Origin of the sequence: Halomonas caseinilytica, assembly GCF_001662285.1 — a bacterium.
Lineage (GTDB): Bacteria > Pseudomonadota > Gammaproteobacteria > Pseudomonadales > Halomonadaceae > Halomonas > Halomonas caseinilytica.
This window is the reverse complement of sequence record NZ_BDEO01000011.1, coordinates 216167-234976: the sequence shown is the minus strand read 5'-3', so window position 1 is coordinate 234976 and position 18810 is coordinate 216167. Positions and strand designations below refer to the sequence as shown.

At 64.2% G+C, this 18810-nt stretch carries 19 protein-coding genes; 11 read left to right on the top strand and 8 right to left on the bottom strand.

The window, feature by feature from the left end; translation table 11 throughout:
* The first annotated feature begins 1 nt into the window (after nt 1).
* The 4 genes from HSDC_RS13270 to nqrM all read left to right on the top strand — a co-directional run bounded on the left by HSDC_RS13270 (nt 2) and on the right by nqrM (nt 3016).
* The gene (locus tag HSDC_RS13270; protein ID WP_064700415.1) at nt 2–670 is read left to right on the top strand and encodes an NADH:ubiquinone reductase (Na(+)-transporting) subunit D; all 669 of its coding nucleotides are present in this window, start codon (nt 2–4) and stop codon (nt 668–670) included.
* 1 nt (nt 671) lies between these two features.
* Nucleotides 672–1289, top strand: coding sequence for an NADH:ubiquinone reductase (Na(+)-transporting) subunit E (gene nqrE, locus HSDC_RS13265; RefSeq protein WP_064700414.1), 618 nt, complete (start codon nt 672–674; stop codon nt 1287–1289).
* Between the two features lie 69 nt (nt 1290–1358).
* Nucleotides 1359–2591 carry an NADH:ubiquinone reductase (Na(+)-transporting) subunit F gene (nqrF, locus tag HSDC_RS13260; RefSeq protein WP_064700413.1) on the top strand — a complete coding sequence of 411 codons (1233 nt, stop codon included), beginning with the start codon at nt 1359–1361 and terminating at the stop codon, nt 2589–2591.
* Nucleotides 2592–2761: 170 nt separating this feature from the next.
* Nucleotides 2762–3016, top strand: a complete 255-nt coding sequence (gene nqrM, locus HSDC_RS13255) for a (Na+)-NQR maturation NqrM (RefSeq protein ID WP_064700412.1) — start codon at nt 2762–2764, stop codon at nt 3014–3016.
* A 54-nt stretch (nt 3017–3070) separates the two neighbouring features.
* Here nqrM and HSDC_RS13250 read toward each other — a convergent pair whose 3' ends face one another.
* The 6 genes from HSDC_RS13250 to leuS form a co-directional block, all read right to left on the bottom strand.
* Complete coding sequence (locus HSDC_RS13250) at nt 3071–3502, bottom strand: DUF488 domain-containing protein (RefSeq protein WP_064700411.1); 432 nt, start codon at nt 3500–3502, stop codon at nt 3071–3073.
* A complete protein-coding gene (locus HSDC_RS13245; RefSeq protein ID WP_064700410.1) occupies nt 3492–4469 on the bottom strand; it encodes a PA2778 family cysteine peptidase in 978 nt (325 codons plus the stop codon). Before HSDC_RS13245 ends, HSDC_RS13250 begins: the two co-directional genes overlap by 11 nt.
* Before the next feature lie 17 nt (nt 4470–4486).
* On the bottom strand, nt 4487–4876 hold the full coding sequence (locus tag HSDC_RS13240) for a PA2779 family protein (protein WP_064700409.1): 390 nt from the start codon (nt 4874–4876) through the stop codon (nt 4487–4489).
* Nucleotides 4877–5014: 138 nt separating this feature from the next.
* The gene (holA, locus tag HSDC_RS13235) at nt 5015–6070 is read right to left on the bottom strand and encodes a DNA polymerase III subunit delta (RefSeq protein ID WP_064700408.1); all 1056 of its coding nucleotides are present in this window, start codon (nt 6068–6070) and stop codon (nt 5015–5017) included.
* A gap of 10 nt (nt 6071–6080) precedes the next feature.
* The gene (locus tag HSDC_RS13230) at nt 6081–6572 is read right to left on the bottom strand and encodes an LPS-assembly lipoprotein LptE (protein ID WP_064700407.1); all 492 of its coding nucleotides are present in this window, start codon (nt 6570–6572) and stop codon (nt 6081–6083) included.
* Between the two features lie 21 nt (nt 6573–6593).
* Nucleotides 6594–9176: a leucine--tRNA ligase gene (gene leuS, locus HSDC_RS13225; protein ID WP_064700406.1), complete on the bottom strand. Its 2583-nt coding sequence runs from the start codon at nt 9174–9176 to the stop codon at nt 6594–6596.
* 218 nt (nt 9177–9394) lie between these two features.
* On the opposite strand from leuS, the gene HSDC_RS13220 reads away from it, so the two are divergent.
* Nucleotides 9395–9916, top strand: coding sequence for a zinc ribbon-containing protein (locus HSDC_RS13220; protein WP_064700405.1), 522 nt, complete (start codon nt 9395–9397; stop codon nt 9914–9916).
* A gap of 5 nt (nt 9917–9921) precedes the next feature.
* Here HSDC_RS13220 and HSDC_RS13215 read toward each other — a convergent pair whose 3' ends face one another.
* Nucleotides 9922–11262 (bottom strand): hypothetical protein, encoded by a 1341-nt coding sequence (locus HSDC_RS13215; protein ID WP_064700404.1) that lies wholly within the window; start codon nt 11260–11262, stop codon nt 9922–9924.
* An 80-nt stretch (nt 11263–11342) separates the two neighbouring features.
* Nucleotides 11343–12239 carry a LysR family transcriptional regulator gene (locus tag HSDC_RS13210; RefSeq protein WP_064700403.1) on the bottom strand — a complete coding sequence of 299 codons (897 nt, stop codon included), beginning with the start codon at nt 12237–12239 and terminating at the stop codon, nt 11343–11345.
* 156 nt (nt 12240–12395) lie between these two features.
* On the opposite strand from HSDC_RS13210, the gene leuC reads away from it, so the two are divergent.
* The 6 genes from leuC to HSDC_RS13180 all read left to right on the top strand — a co-directional run bounded on the left by leuC (nt 12396) and on the right by HSDC_RS13180 (nt 18761).
* Nucleotides 12396–13835: a 3-isopropylmalate dehydratase large subunit gene (gene leuC / locus HSDC_RS13205; RefSeq protein ID WP_064700402.1), complete on the top strand. Its 1440-nt coding sequence runs from the start codon at nt 12396–12398 to the stop codon at nt 13833–13835.
* 3 nt (nt 13836–13838) lie between these two features.
* Nucleotides 13839–14483, top strand: coding sequence for a 3-isopropylmalate dehydratase small subunit (leuD, locus tag HSDC_RS13200; RefSeq protein WP_064700401.1), 645 nt, complete (start codon nt 13839–13841; stop codon nt 14481–14483).
* A gap of 204 nt (nt 14484–14687) precedes the next feature.
* Complete coding sequence (leuB, locus tag HSDC_RS13195) at nt 14688–15767, top strand: 3-isopropylmalate dehydrogenase (protein WP_064700400.1); 1080 nt, start codon at nt 14688–14690, stop codon at nt 15765–15767.
* Nucleotides 15768–15870: 103 nt separating this feature from the next.
* Nucleotides 15871–16983 carry an aspartate-semialdehyde dehydrogenase gene (gene asd / locus HSDC_RS13190; protein ID WP_064700399.1) on the top strand — a complete coding sequence of 371 codons (1113 nt, stop codon included), beginning with the start codon at nt 15871–15873 and terminating at the stop codon, nt 16981–16983.
* Nucleotides 16984–17191: 208 nt separating this feature from the next.
* The gene (gene truA / locus HSDC_RS13185; RefSeq protein WP_064700398.1) at nt 17192–18127 is read left to right on the top strand and encodes a tRNA pseudouridine(38-40) synthase TruA; all 936 of its coding nucleotides are present in this window, start codon (nt 17192–17194) and stop codon (nt 18125–18127) included.
* A complete protein-coding gene (locus tag HSDC_RS13180) occupies nt 18120–18761 on the top strand; it encodes a phosphoribosylanthranilate isomerase (protein ID WP_064700397.1) in 642 nt (213 codons plus the stop codon). Before truA ends, HSDC_RS13180 begins: the two co-directional genes overlap by 8 nt.
* Nucleotides 18762–18810 lie beyond the last annotated feature (49 nt).

The window sequence follows — 18810 nt, the reverse complement described above, 5'->3', positions numbered from 1 at the left end:
GATGTCTGCACCGACTGCCAAGGGCGTCCTGACGACGCCAATCTTCAAGAACAACCCCATCGCATTGCAGATCCTGGGGATCTGTAGTGCGCTGGCGGTGACCAGCAGCATGAGCGTCTCGCTGGTCATGTCGCTGGCGGTAATCTTCGTGACGGCCTTTTCCAACTTTTTCGTCTCGTTGATCCGCCATCACATTCCGTCCTCCATCCGCATCATCGTGCAGATGACCATCATCGCCTCGCTGGTGATCGTGGTGGACCAGATTCTCAAGGCCTATGCCTATGAGATGTCCAAGCAGCTGTCGGTCTTCGTGGGCCTGATCATCACCAACTGCATCGTGATGGGCCGCGCCGAAGGCTTTGCCATGACCAACTCTCCGGGGCTGTCCTTCCTGGATGGCGTCGGCAATGGCATCGGCTATGGCTTCATCCTGATGACCGTCGGCTTCTTCCGTGAACTGTTCGGTTCCGGCAGCGTGTTCGGCTTCACCGTGCTGGAGACAGTGTCCAGCGGTGGCTGGTACGTGCCGAATGGCTTGATGCTGTTGCCACCCTCGGCCTTTTTCATCATCGGTCTGATCATCTGGGTGTTGCGTGCCATCAACCCCGAGCAGGTCGAGGAAAACGAGTTCGAGATGAAGGCCAATACCCAGCCGAAGGAGGCCGTGTAACATGGAACATTATCTGAGCTTGTTCATTGCCTCGGTCTTCGTCGAGAACATGGCCCTGGCATTCTTCCTGGGCATGTGTACCTTCCTGGCGGTGTCCAAGAAGGTTTCCTCGGCGTTCGGCCTGGGCATCGCCGTCATCGTGGTGCTGACCATCACGGTGCCGGTCAACAATCTGATACTGACGTATCTCCTGGGCGAGGGCGCCCTTGTCTGGACGGGCATCCCCGGGGCCGAGAACATCGATCTGACGTTCCTCGGCTATCTGAGCTATATCGGCGTCATTGCCGCTATCGTCCAGATTCTGGAGATGTTCCTGGACAAGTACGTGCCGGCGCTCTACAACGCCCTGGGTGTCTTCCTGCCGTTGATCACCGTGAACTGCGCGATCCTCGGTGCGACCCTGTTCATGTCCGAGCGCAACTACAATCTCGGCGAGTCCGTGGTCTATGGTCTGGGCGCCGGTGTCGGTTGGGCGCTGGCGATCACCGCCCTGGCCGGCATCCGCGAGAAGCTCAAGTACAGCGACGTGCCCGCCTCCCTGCAGGGCCTGGGCATCACCTTCATCACTGTCGGTCTGATGTCGCTGGGCTTCATGTCCTTCTCCGGCATCCAGCTCTGAAGTGGGTCGTGTTCTGCCGGTGGCCGAGGGCCACCGGTAACCAGGCAACGCAAGCAATAGGAAACCGACATGGTTGATACAACAGTCATCTTGCTCGGTGTGGTCATGTTCACCGTGGTCATCATCGGTCTGACGGCGGTGATCCTGGCCGCCCGGAGCAAGCTCGTGAGCACCGGGGACGTCGCCATCGAGATCAACGGCGATCCCGAGCACACCTTGACCACCCAGGCGGGCGGCAAGCTGCTCAACACCCTGGCCGCCAATGGCATCTTCCTGTCATCCGCCTGCGGCGGTGGCGGCTCTTGTGCCCAGTGCCGGTGCCGTGTGGAAGAGGGGGGCGGCTCGATCCTGCCCACCGAGGAATCGCACTTCACCCTGCGCGAGAAGAAGGAAGGCTGGCGCCTGTCCTGCCAGGTGCCGGTGAAGCAGGACATGAAGATCGAGGTGCCCGAGGAGGTCTTCGGCGTCAAGAAGTGGGAATGCGAGGTCATCGAGAACCCGAACGTCGCGACCTTCATCAAGGAGCTCAACCTGCGTCTTCCCGAGGGCGAGGATGTCGCCTTCCGTGCCGGCGGCTACGTGCAGCTGGTGGCACCTCCCTACGACATCAAGTTCTCCGACTTCGATATCGAGGAGGAGTACAGGGAGGATTGGGAGAAGTTTGGCCTCTTCGACATCTCCCACAAGAATACCGAAGAGATCATCCGGGCCTACTCCATGGCGAACTATCCGGAAGAGAAAGGTATTCTCAAGTTCAACGTGCGTATTGCCACGCCGCCGCCCAACACCAGCCATCCCCCCGGCGTGATGTCGACCTATGTCTTCAGCCTGAAGCCGGGTGACAAGGTGACCGTGATGGGGCCGTTCGGTGAGTTCTTCGCCAAGGATACCGACGCGGAGATGGTCTTCGTCGGCGGTGGCGCTGGCATGGCGCCGATGCGCAGTCACATCTTCGATCAGCTCAAGCGCCTGGATACCAAGCGCAAGATCTCCTTCTGGTATGGTGCCCGTTCCTGGCGGGAGACCTTCTACAATGAGGAGTACGACAAGCTGGCCGAGGAGCACGACAACTTCGAGTGGCACCTGGCGCTTTCCGACCCCCTGCCCGAGGATAACTGGGACGGGCCGACCGGCTTCATCCACAATGTGCTCTACGAGCAGTATCTCAAGGACCATCCGGCGCCCGAGGACTGCGAGTACTACATGTGTGGGCCGCCCATGATGAATGCTTCGGTGATCAAGATGCTGGTGGACCTCGGCGTCGAACCGGAAAACATCATGCTGGACGATTTCGGTGGTTGACACCGAATAAACCTTAGGGCCGGCCTCAGGGCCGGCCCTTTGCGGTCTGTTTGTCCGGTATGCCGATCACTGGTGTCGGCATACCGGACAAGGAGTCCGATAGGGATCACATGACTGGCTTCATGGTCATAATGAGTGAAGGCCCATCCTTTTCATTCTGGAGTATCGACATGAGTACCTTTCTGGTCGTTCTGGCCCTGATGCTGTTGATCGTGGCAGCCATGGCTGTGGGTGTCATCCTGGGGCGCCGACCGATTCAGGGATCCTGCGGCGGGTTGAACAACCTGGGACTCAAGGAAGGTTGCGAAGTCTGCGGTGGCAAGGATGAGGTCTGCGAAGAGGAAAATCGCAAGCGAGGCCGTGCACGTCGCAGCAGTGACGAGAACAGCGGTGCCGACCTCGGCTATGATGCCACGCGGCGTTGATCGGACGATCTCTGCCTGGAGGTCGTGCACCGGGTTTCATGCAGCGCCTTGACGTCATGTGTCACTGGAAGGTGACTCATGTCCGAAACAGGGCGGCGAGGCAGGTTCGCTGTCTGCTGCGTCCTCTTCCTGCAAGGCGGTGAGCACGGCCTCCCTGAGTATCGGCAGGTGAGAGGCGTCGAGATCGCGCGCTGCCGAAAGCAGGGTCAGGCGTCCGCTGCGTGCGTATCGCATCAGTGGCAACAGGCTCTCGGGGGCGTCGCGTAGCTCGCCCCGATAACGGCTGGCGAAGACGCCGGCGCTGATTTCCCCTTCATGATACTGACGGCGCAGGGTCAGGGACGGAGAGGCGTCCCGGTACCAGTCGGTCAGCGCCAGCGATTCGCGTCGTTTGCCGCGAGGCCAGAGCCGATCGACCAGCAGGCGGGCGCCGTCGTCGGACTCGATGGGCTGGTAGACGCGCTTGAGCACGATGTCATAGCTCACGATACGCTCTCCTATCCTGTTCGAGTGATGCCAGTTCCTCCCGGGCGCGCGATTGCCAGGGGCCCGGCAGCATCGCTGCCTGCTCGAAGGCGTGCCGTGCGGGTTCGATGTCGTCCCGCCCCTTGAGCAGCAGGCCGAGATTGAGCCAGGCCGGAGCCAGCTCGGTATCCGCACGGGTCGCGGCGCGAAAGGCGGCGATGGCGCCATTCGTGTCGCCGGTCGCATGTCGGGCGTTGCCCAGTGCGAAGTGCGTCATGGCAGAGTCGGGATAGCGTTCGGCCAGGGCGTTCCAGGCTGGCAGGGCTGCTTGCGCCCCTTGTGCGGATTCGAAGTCGGTGATGGCCCGGATGGCGCTGTCGGCATCGCCACTGGCCGGAAGTTCGCCGGGGGCCAAGGCGATGAATCCCCAGCGCTCGCTGCGTGCCCAGGTCGCATCGAAACGATCGAAGGTCACCCGCCGCTTGGCGGTTGTTCCGCTGTGCAGGATCAACTCTTCGGCCGGTCGATCGTAGCCGATGGCGACCGCGTAATGCCAGACAGGCCACACGGGGAGCGACAGGTTCTGCATGACCACCACCGGATGGTTGGCATCGAGCTCGGCCAGCAGTGCCTCGAAACCGCCTTCCAGTGGAAAGGGGATGCGCCCATGGCGGCGTATCGTTGCCAGCATCTCGGGCTGTACGCTTCCCTTCCGGCCGGGCAGGAAAACCTGAGGAATCAGGGTGTCCACGTCCACTGACACGCCGCTGGCACCAAGCGCCATGGCCAGGGAGGCGGGGCCGCACTGGTAGTCGCGTTGTGCGTGGAAAGGCACATCATCGATCAGCGTGCGTTGGGGAAGGACGCGGGCGGCCTCGGGAGACAGGGTCGGTGTCGAGGCGCAGCCCGTCAGTACCAGCAGAAGACATGCCAACGCGAAAACGCCCGCAAAGCGGGCGTTTCCTGGCTGCCGAAGCAGGCGGTTCATGTGGTGTGCCTCTCCGATCAGCGAGTGAAGGGATAGACATCGGTGAGGCCGAGAATATCGGTCACCAGCAGGATCACGAAGACGGCGAACAGGGCGCCGACGATACCGGCCCCGGCGGGCATCTGGTCGAGCCGGTCGGCCATCTCGCTCACCTCGGCATCGGAGAGTGCCGCCACGCGGGCCTCTACCTCATCGGCATCGACGCCTTGCAACTGCAGTTGACGCTGTACATCGTCACGAGCGAGGACATCGCGAATGCGCTCGCGATCCTGCTGGATGGTACTGGCATCGAGTGCCGCGGCGGTACCCACCAGATCGCTGTTTGGCGCGGCGGCGACGGCCGGCAGGCTGCCGACGACCAGAGTGGCAATCAGCAGGGGGATGAGGAGACGGCTGAGTCGTTTCATGGGGAAGTATCCTTTGATGGAAAGTGGTTACGACGGCTCGTGTCGGCTCCGCGTGTGCATCCTTGCGTCACGACGATGGCGATGTCGTGTCATTATAGCGGATAAGTGCCTGACATTTCACGAATCGCTGACCCCTTGTCAGCCGATTCGGTAGGACGAGGGCAGTTCAGCCAGTAGTCCACGACCGCCGGCCAGCGTCAGCGCCAGGTCGTGCAGGCCGTCCCACAGGGGGATGGCACCGGCCCCCTTGATAGTCAGGTCGAGACGCTGGGCGAACAGCAACAACTTGTGCAGTCGCTTCATGGGCAAGCGGCTGATGGCCTGCTGGTAGGCGGGGCGCCGCTTGTCGAAGATCGGTGGTTTCTGCGCCTTGCAGGCGTGCTCGAGGCTTTGTCCTTGATCCAGGTGCTGGTGGATCGACAACAGCAGGCGCAGTTCGCGGGTCAGGGCCCACAGTACGATAGGGGGCTCGACACCTTCGCCACGCAAGCCGGCCAGGATCCGCGAGACGCGCACGCGCTCTCCCTTGAGACAGGCATCCAGCAGGGTGAAGACATCGAAGCGGGCGCTGTCCTCCACACCACCGGCGATCTGCTGGGGGGAGACGCGTGACCCCGGCGGCAGCAGCAAGGCCAGTTTCTGCAACTCCTGGTCGGCGGCCAGCAGATTGCCTTCGATACGCTCGCCGAGCAGCCGAGCGGCATCGAGATCCAGGGTCAATCCGTGTCGCGAGGCGCGGTCGCGCAGCCAGAAGTGCAGCCGCGAGGTATCCACCGGCCATACCGGCACGAAGAGGCCGGCCTTGTCCAGTGCCTTGAACCAGGCGCTCTTCTGTTCGCGGTAGTCGAGCTTGCCGGAGGTGACCAGCAGGACATTGTCGCTCCCGGCCATGCCCTCGGCATATTCCTTGAGAGCCTTGCCGCCCTCCTGGCCGGGCTTGCCGTTCAGGCGCAGCTCGATGAGCTTGCGGGAAGCGAACAGGGAAAGACTGGCGGCGCTTTCGAGCAGGCGGCCCCAGGCGAAGTTGGCTTCCACATGGAGCACTTCGCGTTCCTCGATGCCGGCGTTGCGAGCCGCATGGCGCACGGCATCGCATGCCTCCATGTGCTGCAGCGGCTCGTCACCGGCGACGATCACGGCCGGCGGTAGGGACTTGGCCAGGGCAGCCTCGAGCTTGTCGGCGAAGACCTTCACGGTTGCTCCCTCATTGCCCGTCGAGAGCTCGCAGTCGGTCGAGCAGTTGATCGACGGCTTTTTGACGCAGGCGACGACGTACCGCCTCGCGACGGTCGTCTTCCGAAAGCAGGTTGTTGCTGCTCAAGGTGAAGCGTTCCTGGACCTCGACGTGCTGCTGAGCGAGTCGGTAGGCGCCATCGTCGCGCCGCTGTATCGAGAAGGGCACGCTGAGGCTCATGTCGTATTCCTGGCGACCGGAATCCAGTACGCTCAGGCGTTGCTCGCCGAAGGCTTCCGGTCCCAGGTTCAAGACCTGTGGAGCCGCCTCGTCGACGCTGACCCCCGCCGCCTGGAGCCGCTCGATCGCGAGCCGGGAGACGTCATCCCCGGTGCCGTCCACGGCGAGCGAGGTGAAGGGCAGGGCGGCGCTCCCTGTTCCTCTCAAGCGGAAGCCGCATCCTGCCAGCGCCAGGGAGACGCCGGTGGCCAGGGTCAGGCGAAGGAATGTTCGACGCTGCATGGAAACTCCTTGGGCGGCGGATCAGCCGACGACGATGTTGACCAGCTTGCCGGGCACCACGATCACCTTGCGGATCGGCTTGTCCTCGATGTGGCGCTTGACGTTCTCGGTGGCCATGGCCTGGGCCTCGATGGCCGCCTTGTCGGCATCGGCGGGCACCTGGAGGCGGGCGCGCAGCTTGCCGTTGACCTGGGCCACCAGTTCGATGGTGTCACGGGCGAGCGCCGATTCGTCCAGTGCCGGCCAGCGTGCGTCGATGGCCGGCTCGTCATGGCCGAGTTCGGCCCAGAGAGCATGGCAGATATGCGGGGTGATGGGCGCCAGCAGCAGCACGCAGGCTTCCACGGCCTCCCGCGCCACGGCCAATCCCTGCGGTGAGGTGTCGGGGAACTTGCCGAGTGCGTTGGCGAGCTCCATGACGGCGGCGATGGCAGTATTGAAGGTGGTGCGACGGCCGATGTCGTCGCTGGCCTTGGCGATGGTCTCGTGGGTCTTGCGGCGCAGCTCACGCTGGGCGTCGTCGAGCGCTTCGGTATCCAGGGTGCCGGGCGTGCCGGCCTCGAGGTGCTCGGCGACCAGACGCCACAGGCGCTTGAGGAAACGGTGAGCGCCCTCGACACCGGAGTCCGACCACTCCAGGGACTGTTCGGGCGGTGCGGCGAACATCATGAAAAGGCGCACAGTATCGGCGCCGAAACGGTCGATCATCGCTTGAGGGTCGACACCGTTGTTCTTTGACTTGGACATCTTCTCGATGCCGCCCATCTCCACCGGCTGGCCATCCGCGACCAGGGTGGCGCTGACCGGCCGTCCCTTGTCGTCGCGGCTGACCTCGACATCGGCGGGGTTGAACCATTCCTTGCCACCGTTGGCGGTGGGGCGGTAGTAGGTTTCGGCGATCACCATGCCCTGGGTCAGCAGGCGCTGGAAGGGCTCGTCGGTCTGCACCAGGCCGAAGTCGCGCATCAGCTTGGTGAAGAAGCGCGCGTAGAGCAGGTGCAGGATGGCGTGCTCGATACCGCCGATGTACAGGTCCACCGGCAGCCAGTAGTCGGCACGCTCGTCGAGCATGGCCGTAGGGTTGTCGGCACAGCAGAAGCGCGCGAAGTACCAGGACGACTCCATGAAGGTGTCGAAGGTATCGGTCTCGCGTGTCCAGCCGTCGCCCAGATCGCTGAAGTCGGGCATCTTCTTCAGCGGCGAGCCGGAGGCATCGACGGTGACCTCGAGTGGCAGCTCCACCGGGAGTTCGTCGTCGGTGAGCGGTACGGTCTGGCCCTCGGGGCCGTACTTGACGGGGATCGGCGCGCCCCAGTAGCGCTGGCGTGCCACGCCCCAGTCGCGAAGTCGGTAGTTGGTCTTGACCTCGCCGCGCCCCTGTTCGGCAAGCCGGGTGGCAATGGCGTCGAAGGCTGCCTCGAAGTCGAGACCGTCGAATTCGCCGGAGTTGATCAGGGTGCCGTATTCGGTATGAGCGCCGGCCGAGAGATCCGGGGTATCGCCGTTGGCGTCGGCGATCACCGGCTCGATGGAAATGCCGTACTTGGTGGCGAACTCCCAGTCACGCTGGTCGTGGGCCGGCACCGCCATCACCGCCCCGGTACCGAACTCCATCAGCACGAAGTTGGCGACATAGACCGGCAACTCGCGACCGGTGAGCGGGTGAAGGGCTGAATGCCCGGTGGGCATGCCTTTCTTTTCCCGGGTTGCCAGTTCGGCCTCGGAGGTGCCGCCGCGGGCGCATTCCTCGAGAAAGTCGGCCAGGGCCGCATCGTCTTGGGCGGCAGACTTGGCCAGCGGGTGGTCGGCGGCCACGGCCAGGTAGGTCACGCCCATCAGGGTGTCGGGGCGCGTGGTGTAGACCGATAGCGGCTCCATCGACGTGCCGTCGGCGGCCCGCGTATCGAAGCTCAGCTCCACGCCGCGCGACTTGCCGATCCAGTTGCGCTGCATGGTCTTGACCTGTTCGGGCCAGTCGATCCGGTCGAGATCGGCCAGCAACTCCTCGGCATAGTCGGTGATCTTGAGGAACCACAGGGGAATTTCCTTGCGCTCGACCAGCGCGCCGCTGCGCCAGCCGCGGCCCTCGATGACCTGTTCGTTGGCCAGCACGGTCTGGTCGACCGGGTCCCAGTTGACCGTGGACATCTTCTTGTAGACCAGGCCCTTTTCCACCAGCTTGGTGAAGAACCACTGTTCCCAGCGGTAGTAGTCGCTGTCGCAGGTGGCGAACTCGCGACTCCAGTCATAGGCGAAGCCCAGCGACTTGAGCTGGTCGCGCATGGTGTCGATGTTCTGGTGGGTCCAGCGGGCCGGGGGAACCTGATTCTGGATGGCCGCGTTCTCCGCCGGCATGCCGAAGGCGTCCCAGCCCATGGGCTGCATCACGTTCTTGCCTTGCATGCGTTGGTAGCGGGAGACCACATCGCCGATGGTGTAGTTGCGCACATGCCCCATGTGTAGCTTGCCGCTGGGATAGGGAAACATCGACAGGCAGTAGAACTTCTCGCGATCGGCATCTTCGATCGCCTTGAAGCACTGGTTCTCGTCCCAGAACCGCTGGGCATCGCGTTCGATATCAAAGGGCTTGTATTGTGCGTCCATCGCTGTATTCGGGTACCTTGCTGGTCGAGGGCAACGCGGGCGGTGCTGCAGATGTCAGCGGGTCGGCGCAAGGCGTCGCCTCAATGAGGCGAAAGGTGCTTGATTCGCCGACGGCGTGCCGTCTAAATGGAAGAAGCGTAGGCTCGCAAGGATACCCCAGCACGACGGGTTCCGGCTATGGGCCGGCCCAATGTCGGGCGTCAGACGAGGAGAAGCAGATGAGCGAGCAACAGGAGCCGAAATCCCGGGATCATCGTCTGAAGGCGGCGTATGAGCGTATGCTCGACCGCCTCAAGGAAGGTGCCGGAGAGTTGAACCGCGATGCGCTGCAGCGCGAACTCGACGAGGCCGTCGAGTTCGAGGCCGAGGTGGAAGAGTTTACCCGTGATGAGCTGTCATTGTTGCGTGCCTGGGTCGAACGCGACCTCAAGGAAATGCGTCGCTACCTGGGCGCCGGCGGCGAAGGGGTGGCCAGCTGGCTGGGTATCGACCTGTCGGTGTTGTCGCGCAAGGTGACCGAGTCCCTGTTTTCCATTGCCGATCGCAGCCTCATCGAGCGCGAGCGCCTGGAAGATGACCTGGAGGCCTCGCGGGCCGATTACACCGCCGGTGAGATGGCGGTGCCCGGTCGCATGGCTTGCGTGCATTGCGACGCCGTCGTCGAGCTTCCCGGTGTGGCGCGCATCGAGCCTTGTCACCAGTGCGGACATCGTTATTTCGTGAGGGCGCCGAAGGACTGAGCCGCTCAGCCGTCGAGCAACCAGAGGGTGCCGACGACCAGAAGCGCCATGACCAGGGCATACCCCAGGTTATGGCGCATCATGTGGGTGCCGGTGACACCATAGCGGCCTTGCAGGGATAGGTTGATGCCCGACAGCGGGCCGACACTGGTACCCACTGCCCAGGCGCTCAGGGCGACGAAGGCGAACAGCGTCTGATCCCCGGGAGGCAGGTCGAGTACCGAGGCCAGGACGGAAACGCCGATGATGGGGTGCAGGCCGACCACGGCGCTGGCCACGATGGCCAGGAAGCTCAGCGAAGCCTGAGGTACACCGAAATGGGCGAACAACGTCCAGTCGCTGCCGGTGGCGGCGTCGACCAGTGTCGACAGGCCCAGCGTCAACAGGCCGGCACAGAGGAACAGCGAGATCTCGCCGCGCATGGCTGGCAAGCGGGTCACGGTATGCTGGCGCACTCGTCCCAGGGTCCAGTGTGGTCCCCGGAAGAGGTTGGTGGCCAGGGCCACGGTTGGCATGAGGAAGGTGATGATGCCAACGATCGACAGCTCGGGGGTCAGCACGTAGTGAAAGAGCATCACCAGGCCGGCCATGGCCACCGGCATCAGCAGGCTGCGCGGTGACATCGAGAAACCGGCGGTTTCGGTCAGGTCGAAGCGGCGGGGCAGCTCGATCAGCGTCAGCAACCCCGAGCACAATGCCAGCGGCAGACCATGAGCGAGAAGGGTGGCGTAGTCCATCGCCGGGGCGAGGGTCATCACGACCCCCATGGAGGCGAAGAAGGGCGACCAGAAGGCTGCGCTGGACAACCCGCGATTGAGGCCCAGCAGTTGTGGGGTGGTAAGCGGCGCACGGCGTTCCAGTCGGTCGCCGATCATGAACACCGTCGACAGGTTAAGGATCGTTCCGAGCAGGTGCACACCGAGCCATGTACCGGCGAGCCCTCGGCGGCCTGTCACGGCACGGCCGCCGGGCGGTCGTGATTGGCCGCGCAGGTTGCCGATCAGGCCGATGAAACTCACCCCCACCAGCATGGCCACGACATAAGTGTTGCCGTCGAGCACCGCCCACCAATCGATACCTGCACCGAAACCGAAGCGTGCCATCAGCAACAGACCGAGCCCGATGGCGGCCAGCCAGCCCGCCTGCCGACGATTCCGGGACGGGATATCGCGCCACAGCAGGGCGGTGCTCAGCCAGAAGGCATAACCGACCAGGTGCGGGCTGAAAGGTGAGGCGCCGCTGAACTGGGTGATCTGGATGACCAGGCCGGCCAGTATCGTCAGTCCGGCCAGGGCGCGCCGGCGCCGGGTGGCCTCGTTGGGGGCGTTGTCTCGCTCAGGCTGCATGTGGGAGGTTCTGGGGAAATTCATAGCATCCTAAGCAAGCACGCCGACGGTCACAAGTCAGCACATGGCTATCGCATCGCTCATTCTCGCCAGGCGAGCGCTTCGGGGGTGCGAGCGGCATCGAACATGTCGAGCATCGCTCGGGCAGCGTTGGAAAGCGTGCGACTACGGTGGACCAGATATCCCAGGGGGCGATGGATGGGGGGGTGGTCCACGTCGAGTTCGTGCAACTCGCCGACCACCATGCTTTCGGGCAGCAGGCTCCAGCCCAGGCCGATGCTGGCCATCATCTTGAGGGTCTCTAGGTAATTGGTGGAAATCGCCACCGGCAGGTCCAGGCCGGCGGCCGCGAAGCGCGATTCGATCAGGGTGCGGGTAAAGGTCAGTGGGCCGGGCAGCACGGCATCGTGATCGCACAGTTCATGCAGGGCCAGATGGCGGCGCCGGGCCAGCGGATGATCCTCGGCGCAGACGAAGCAGAGGCGGTCGATCCAGACCGGCACGGTTTCCAGCTGGGCATCGGGATGTGGTGCCAGGGTCGCCGCGGCGATCTCGAGTTCTCCGTCGAGCACGCCTTGGTAGGCCTGCTCGGAGTCCAGGAAATGCAGGTCCAGACGCACTTCGGGATGACAACGGGTATAGCGCTCGAGCAACGATGGCAAGCGATGCAGCCCGAGGTGATGACTGGTCGCCAGAGTCAGGCGACCAGCGACGTCGCCGCTGAGGTTGCCGAGCGCTCGGCGACTGTCGTCGACCATCACCAGGATGCGCCGGGCTCGGGGCAGCAGCAGTCGACCGGCTTCGGTCAGCGCAACGCGCCGGCCGATGCGATCGAAGAGCCTGGCGTCGATCTGCCCCTCGAGCACGGCAATGCGCTTGCTGACTGCCGGCTGAGTCAGGTGCAACTGCTCGGCGGCCCGGGAGAAGCTGCCGCTGTCGGCCACGGCCAGGAAGGCCTGCAGGCTTTGCGTGTCCACGCCGTCTCTCCTTTAATTGCATTCCAGAAAGGAATCCAATAAATAAATAACATGAATTGCTTTTATGTGCGCGCCGCGTGACACTCGAATCAACGATATAACGGCAAGCGAATTGCCGACCGTGACGCCCAGACAGGCCCTGCCCGGGAGGATGACATGCCAGGCCAGACACTCTATGACAAGCTGTGGTCGCAGCATCTGGTGAAGGAGCGCGACGATGGTACCGCGCTGATCTACATCGACCGGCATCTGCTGCACGAAGTGACTTCGCCCCAGGCCTTCGAGGGGCTGCGACTGGCAGGACGCCGGCCCTGGCGGCTGGATGCCAACCTGGCGACCCCGGATCACAACGTGCCGACCACCTTGCTGGAACGTGCCGAGGGCAACGCCGGGATCAAGGATCCGGTGTCGCTGATCCAGGTGCAGACTCTGGACGACAACTGCGAATCCTTCGGCATCGAGGAATTCCGCATCAATGACCCGCGCCAGGGCATCGTCCATGTGGTGGGCCCGGAACAGGGGGCGACCCTGCCCGGCATGACCGTCGTCTGCGGGGACTCCCACACGGCGACCCACGGTGCCTTTGCGGCGCTTTCCCATGGCATCGGCACCTCCGAGGTGGAGCACGTGCTGGCTACCCAGTGCCTGCTGGCGCAGAAGATGAAGAACATGCAGGTGCGAGTGGAAGGCGAGCTTGGCGAAGGCGTTACCGCCAAGGACGTGGTCCTGGCCATCATCGGCCGTATCGGCACCGCCGGAGGTACGGGTTACGCCATCGAGTTTGCCGGCAGTGCCATTCGTGGGCTCTCCATGGAGGGCCGGATGACGGTCTGCAACATGGCCATCGAAGCCGGTGCGCGAGTCGGACTCATCGCCGTGGACGACACGACCATCGATTACCTCCGCGATCGCCACTACGCCCCCCGGGGCGAACAGTGGGAGGCGGCGGTGGCCGATTGGCGGAACCTGGTGTCCGATGCCGACGCCGAGTTCGACAAGGTGGTGACCCTGGATGCCGCCGAGATCGAGCCTCAGGTCTCCTGGGGCACCAGCCCTGAGATGGTCACCGGTATCGGCGGCGAGGTGCCCGATCCGGCCGATGCCGAGGACGACACGACGCGCACCGGCATCACGCGGGCGCTGGAATACATGGGGCTGGCGCCGAAGCAGAAGATCACTGATATCCGGCTCGACAAGGTCTTCATCGGCTCCTGCACCAATTCGCGCATCGAGGACCTGCGCGCGGCGGCCAAGGTTGCCAAGGGCCACAAGGTCGCCGACTCGATTGCCCTGGCCATGGTGGTGCCCGGCTCCGGGCTGGTGAAGCGCCAGGCCGAGGAGGAGGGACTCGACCGGATCTTCATCGATGCCGGCTTCGAGTGGCGCGAGCCAGGCTGTTCCATGTGCTTGGCCATGAATGCCGATAAGCTGGGTGCCGGCGAGCATTGTGCCTCGACCTCGAATCGCAACTTCGAGGGGCGCCAGGGCTATGGCGGCCGGACCCATCTGGTGAGCCCGGCGATGGCCGCCGCGGCTGCCATCGCTGGTCACTTCGTGGATGTTCGCCACTTCGATGCCGAAGCTCAGGAGGCTTGAGCCATGCAGAAATTCGAACGTCTCGACGGCCTTGTTGCGCCGCTGGATCGCGCCAACGTCGACACCGACCTGATCATTCCCAAGCAGTTCCTGAAGTCGATCAAGCGCAGCGGCTTTGGCGTCAACCTGTTCGATGAGCTGCGCTACCTCGACGAAGGTCAGCCCGGCCAGGACGTCTCGGGGCGTCCGCTCAACCCGGACTTCGTGCTCAATCAGCCTCGTTACCATGGGGCGAGCATCCTGCTGGCGCGCCAGAACTTCGGTTGCGGCAGCTCCCGCGAGCATGCGCCCTGGGCGTTGGCCGATTATGGCTTCCGGGTGGTGATTGCCCCGAGTTTCGCCGACATCTTCTACAACAACGCCTTCAAGAACGGCATCCTGCTGATCAAGCTTTCCGAGGCCGAGGTCGACCGGTTGTTCGAGGAAGTGGCGGCGAACGAGGGCTATCGCCTCGACGTGGATCTGGAGCAGCAGCGCGTCATTACACCGTCGGGAGAGGTGCTCGAGTTTGAAGTGGATGCCTTTCGCAAGCACTGCCTGCTCGAAGGACTCGACGACATCGGCATCACCCTGCAGGACGAAGACGCCATCCATGCGTTCGAAAAACGGCACAGGGCGGAGCGCCCCTGGCTGTTTCGGGAAGCCTGAATCGGCAAGAGAGGCGCTCCGCCTTAACGGCCGGTGCCGATCAGGGTCGGCTTCTCAACGCATATGGCAGCGGAGCGTCGGGAGCAGGCCGGAGAGGAGGTCCGACGCCAGGGATGGCGTCGGTAGCGCCCACGGATGGGTTTACAGCGCCTCCTCGACGGCCTGCCTCCGAATCAGCTCCGCCCACTCAACAAGGAAAACACGATGACACGCAAGATTCTGGTTCTCCCGGGCGATGGCATTGGCCCGGAGATCACCGCCCAGGCCAGCCGGGTGCTGGCCGCCTGCCAGGCGCAGGGACTGGATGTCGAGGTAGAAGAGGCGCCGGTTGGCGGTGCCGCCTATGATCTCGAGGGCTCGCCGCTGCCGGAAGGCACTCTGACTAGGGCCAAGGCCGCCGATGCCGTGCTGCTCGGGGCCGTGGGCGGTCCCAAGTGGGACAAGCTCGAGGACATCAGCAAGCGTCCCGAGAAGGGCCTGCTGGGCCTGCGCAAGGAGCTCGGCCTGTTCGGCAACCTGCGACCGGCGCTGCTCTATCCGCAGCTGGCCGGGGCCTCGAGTCTCAAGCCCGAGCTGGTCGCCGGTCTCGACATCATGATCGTGCGCGAGCTGACCGGTGGCATCTACTTCGGTCAGCCGCGCGGCATCGAGGAGCGCAACGGCCAGCGGGTGGGCTACAACACCTATGTCTACGCCGAAGCCGAGATCGAGCGCATCGGTCGCATGGCCTTCGAGATGGCCCGGAAACGCGGCAAGAAACTGTGTTCGGTCGACAAGGCCAACGTGCTCGAGGTGACCATGCTGTGGCGCGAGGTCATGGAGCGCCTGGCGCCGGAATATCCGGACGTCGAGTTGTCGCACATGTACGTCGACAATGCTGCCATGCAACTGGTCCGCGCGCCCAAGCAGTTCGACGTGGTGGTCACCGGCAACATGTTCGGCGACATCCTCTCCGATGCCGCGGCCATGCTGACAGGGTCGATCGGCATGCTGCCCTCGGCGTCACTCAACGAGAGCGGGCAGGGCATGTACGAGCCCTGCCACGGCAGCGCGCCGGACATCGCCGGCCAGGGACTGGCGAACCCCCTGGCGACCATTCTCTCCGTGGCCATGATGTTGCGCTATTCGCTGGCCGAGCCGGCGCTGGCCGAGCGTATCGAAGCCGCTGTCGGCAAGGTGCTGGATGATGGCCTTAGAACCGCCGATATCGCCGCCGAAGGCGAGCGCGCGGTGTCGACCGCCGAGATGGGCGATGCCGTGCTGGCAGCCTTCGAGACGCCGTAGGAACGTCGACCGGACATGAGCCCAGAGGCTGTCCGGATGCCGCGTCGATGCTCGGCGCGGCTTGCTGTATACTAACAGGTTCACTTTTTCTGGAGGACTTCACATGTTGAAAGTCGGTTTTGTCGGATGGCGTGGCATGGTGGGCTCCGTGCTCATGCAACGCATGGTGGAAGATGGAGACTTCAATGGCATCGAGCCGGTCTTCTTCACCACCTCCCAGGTCGGTCAGCCTGGCCCCGACGTCGGCGTGGACGTGCCTCCGCTGAAGGATGCCTTCGACCTGGAAGCGCTGAAGGTCCTTGACGTGATCGTCACCTGCCAGGGCGGCGACTACACCAAGAAGGTCTTTGATGATCTGCGCGGCGGTGGCTGGAAAGGCTACTGGATCGATGCCGCCAGCACCTTGCGCATGGCCGACGAGGCCACCATCGTGCTGGACCCGGTCAACCGCAAGGTCATCGACGAGCAACTGGCCCGTGGGGCCAGGACCTTCGTCGGCGGCAACTGCACCGTCAGCCTGATGATGATGGGCCTGGGTGGCCTGTTCGAGGCCGATATGGTCGAGTGGATGACCTCCATGACCTATCAGGCGGCTTCCGGCTCCGGCGCCAAGCACATGCGCGAGCTGCTCAACCAGATGGGAGCGCTGCGCGACAGCGTGTCCACGGAGCTGGCCGACCCCGGCAGCGCCATCCTCGACATCGACCGCAAGGTCACCGCGGCCATGCGCGGCGGCGACTTCCCGGTCGACAACTTCGGTGCGCCGCTGGCCGGTAGCCTGCTGCCCTGGATCGACTCCAAGCTCGACAACGGCCAGAGTCGCGAAGAGTGGAAGGGCTCGGTGGAGACCAACAAGATTCTCGGTCGGCAGGACAATCCGGTGCCCATCGATGGGCTCTGCGTACGCATCGGTGCCATGCGCTCCCACAGCCAGGCCTTTACCATCAAGCTCAAGCAGGATGTGCCGCTCGACGAGATCGAGGAGCGCATCGCGACCCACAACGACTGGGTCAAGCTGATTCCCAACGACAAGGATGCCACCAACGACGGCCTGACACCGGCCGCGGCTACCGGCACCCTGACCGTGCCGGTGGGGCGCCTGCGCAAGCTGGCCATGGGCGGTGAATACCTTTCCGCCTTCAGCGTCGGCGACCAGTTGCTGTGGGGGGCGGCGGAGCCGCTCAAGCGGATGCTCAAGATCCTGCGCGAACAGTAAGGTCCTGGACGGTGGCGCCCGAAGGCGGACATCGTCATTGCGAGGCCACGGAAGGGGCGTCCCGGAAGGGGCGCCCTTGTGCTTTTGTTGCCCATTCCCCGGCGTGGGTGGCGTTCCTCCCGCTCGGCGGGGATAATGCCCCGGCATCGTCCATGCCACTGTCGGCACACTGCCGGCGGATTTTGCCAACCACCGACCCGACAGCGCCATGAGTCTCTTTCAACGCCTCGACGAGCACCATCCCCTGACCGGCCGCCTGGCCATGGCCGTGGAGTATGACGGCAGCCAGTATTGTGGCTGGCAGCGTCTCAAGCACGCCGCCTCGGTGCAGGCTTCGCTCGAGGCGGCGCTGTCGCGGGTGGCCGGTGCCGCGGTGCGGGTACATGCCAGCGGACGTACCGACTCCGGCGTCCACGCGACCCGCCAGATCGTGCATTTCGATCCGCCGGCTGCTCGCTCCCAGAAAGCCTGGGTGTTCGGCACCAATGCCAACTTGCCGCGCGATATTGCCGTACGCTGGATCAAGCCGGTGGGGGATGACTTCCATGCCCGCTTCAAGGCGCTGGCGCGGCGTTACCGCTATGTGCTGCTCAACCAGCCCAGTCGCCCCGTTCTGGAGCGGGCCAATGTGACCTGGTGCCGCGACCCGCTGGACGCCGAGGCGATGCACGAGGCGGCCCAGGTCCTGGTGGGCGAGCACGACTTTTCGAGCTTTCGCGCGGCCGGCTGCCAGTCGAAGACGCCCTGGCGGCATCTGCATTTCATCGAGGTTCATCGTCACGGCCCCCTGGTGGTGGTGGACGTACAGGGCAATGCCTTTCTCCACCACATGATCCGTAACATCGTCGGCGCCCTGGTGACCGTGGGGCGGGGCGAACAGGACACCGACTATCTGGCTCGGCTGCTGGCGCTCAGGGATCGGACCCGGGGTGACGTGACGGCGCCGGCCTGTGGCCTGCATTTCGTCGACTCTCTCTATGATCCCGGCTGGGCGCTGCCCCGGGAGCCCCTCGGGCCGAATCTGCTGGCTTTCCTGGGGGAGTGGACCGGCGAGCGCCCCTTGCCGGACTGCCCCATGATCGAATTCCGGCGAGGCCGCCCCGTGGCGGAGGCAGAACATGCCGAGGAGAGCGATGATGCTTGATCATGCCACGCCCAAGCGGCGGACCCGTGTGAAATTCTGTGGGCTGACTCGGGCCGAGGATGTGGATGCTGCCGTGGCCCTGGGAGCCGATGCCCTGGGATTCGTGCTCTGGCCCGGCAGCCGGCGAGCCATCGATCTCGAGCGGCTGGCGTCGCTTGCCGCCCGGGTGCCGGCCTTCGTCACCCGGGTGGGGTTGTTCGTCGATCCCGACACTGCCTTGGTGGAAAGGGCGGCCGAGCATCTCGATCTTCTGCAGTTCCATGGTGACGAGTCATCGGCGTGTTGCGCATCCTTCGGTCGGCCCTGGATCAAGGCGCTGCGCATGCGAGATGGCCTGGATCTGGAGACCGCCGCCCGGGACCATGCCGGTGCCAGGGCCTTGCTGCTGGACGCCTATCGTCCAGGGATGCCCGGTGGAACCGGCGAGACCTTCGATTGGTCGCGAATCCCCGCAACCCTGGCAAAACCTGTTATCCTCGCCGGAGGCCTCACGCCGGCCAATGTGGCCGAGGCCATCGCGACGGTGGCGCCCTTCGCGGTGGATGTTTCCGGCGGTATCGAGACTGCGCCCGGATGCAAGGACGTCGATGCCATGACGGCCTTTCTGGACGCGGTGCGACGCGCCGACGCCTGATCGCCTTTCGCGCTTCACCTACAACCCTACACCGATCCTGTGAGGTGTC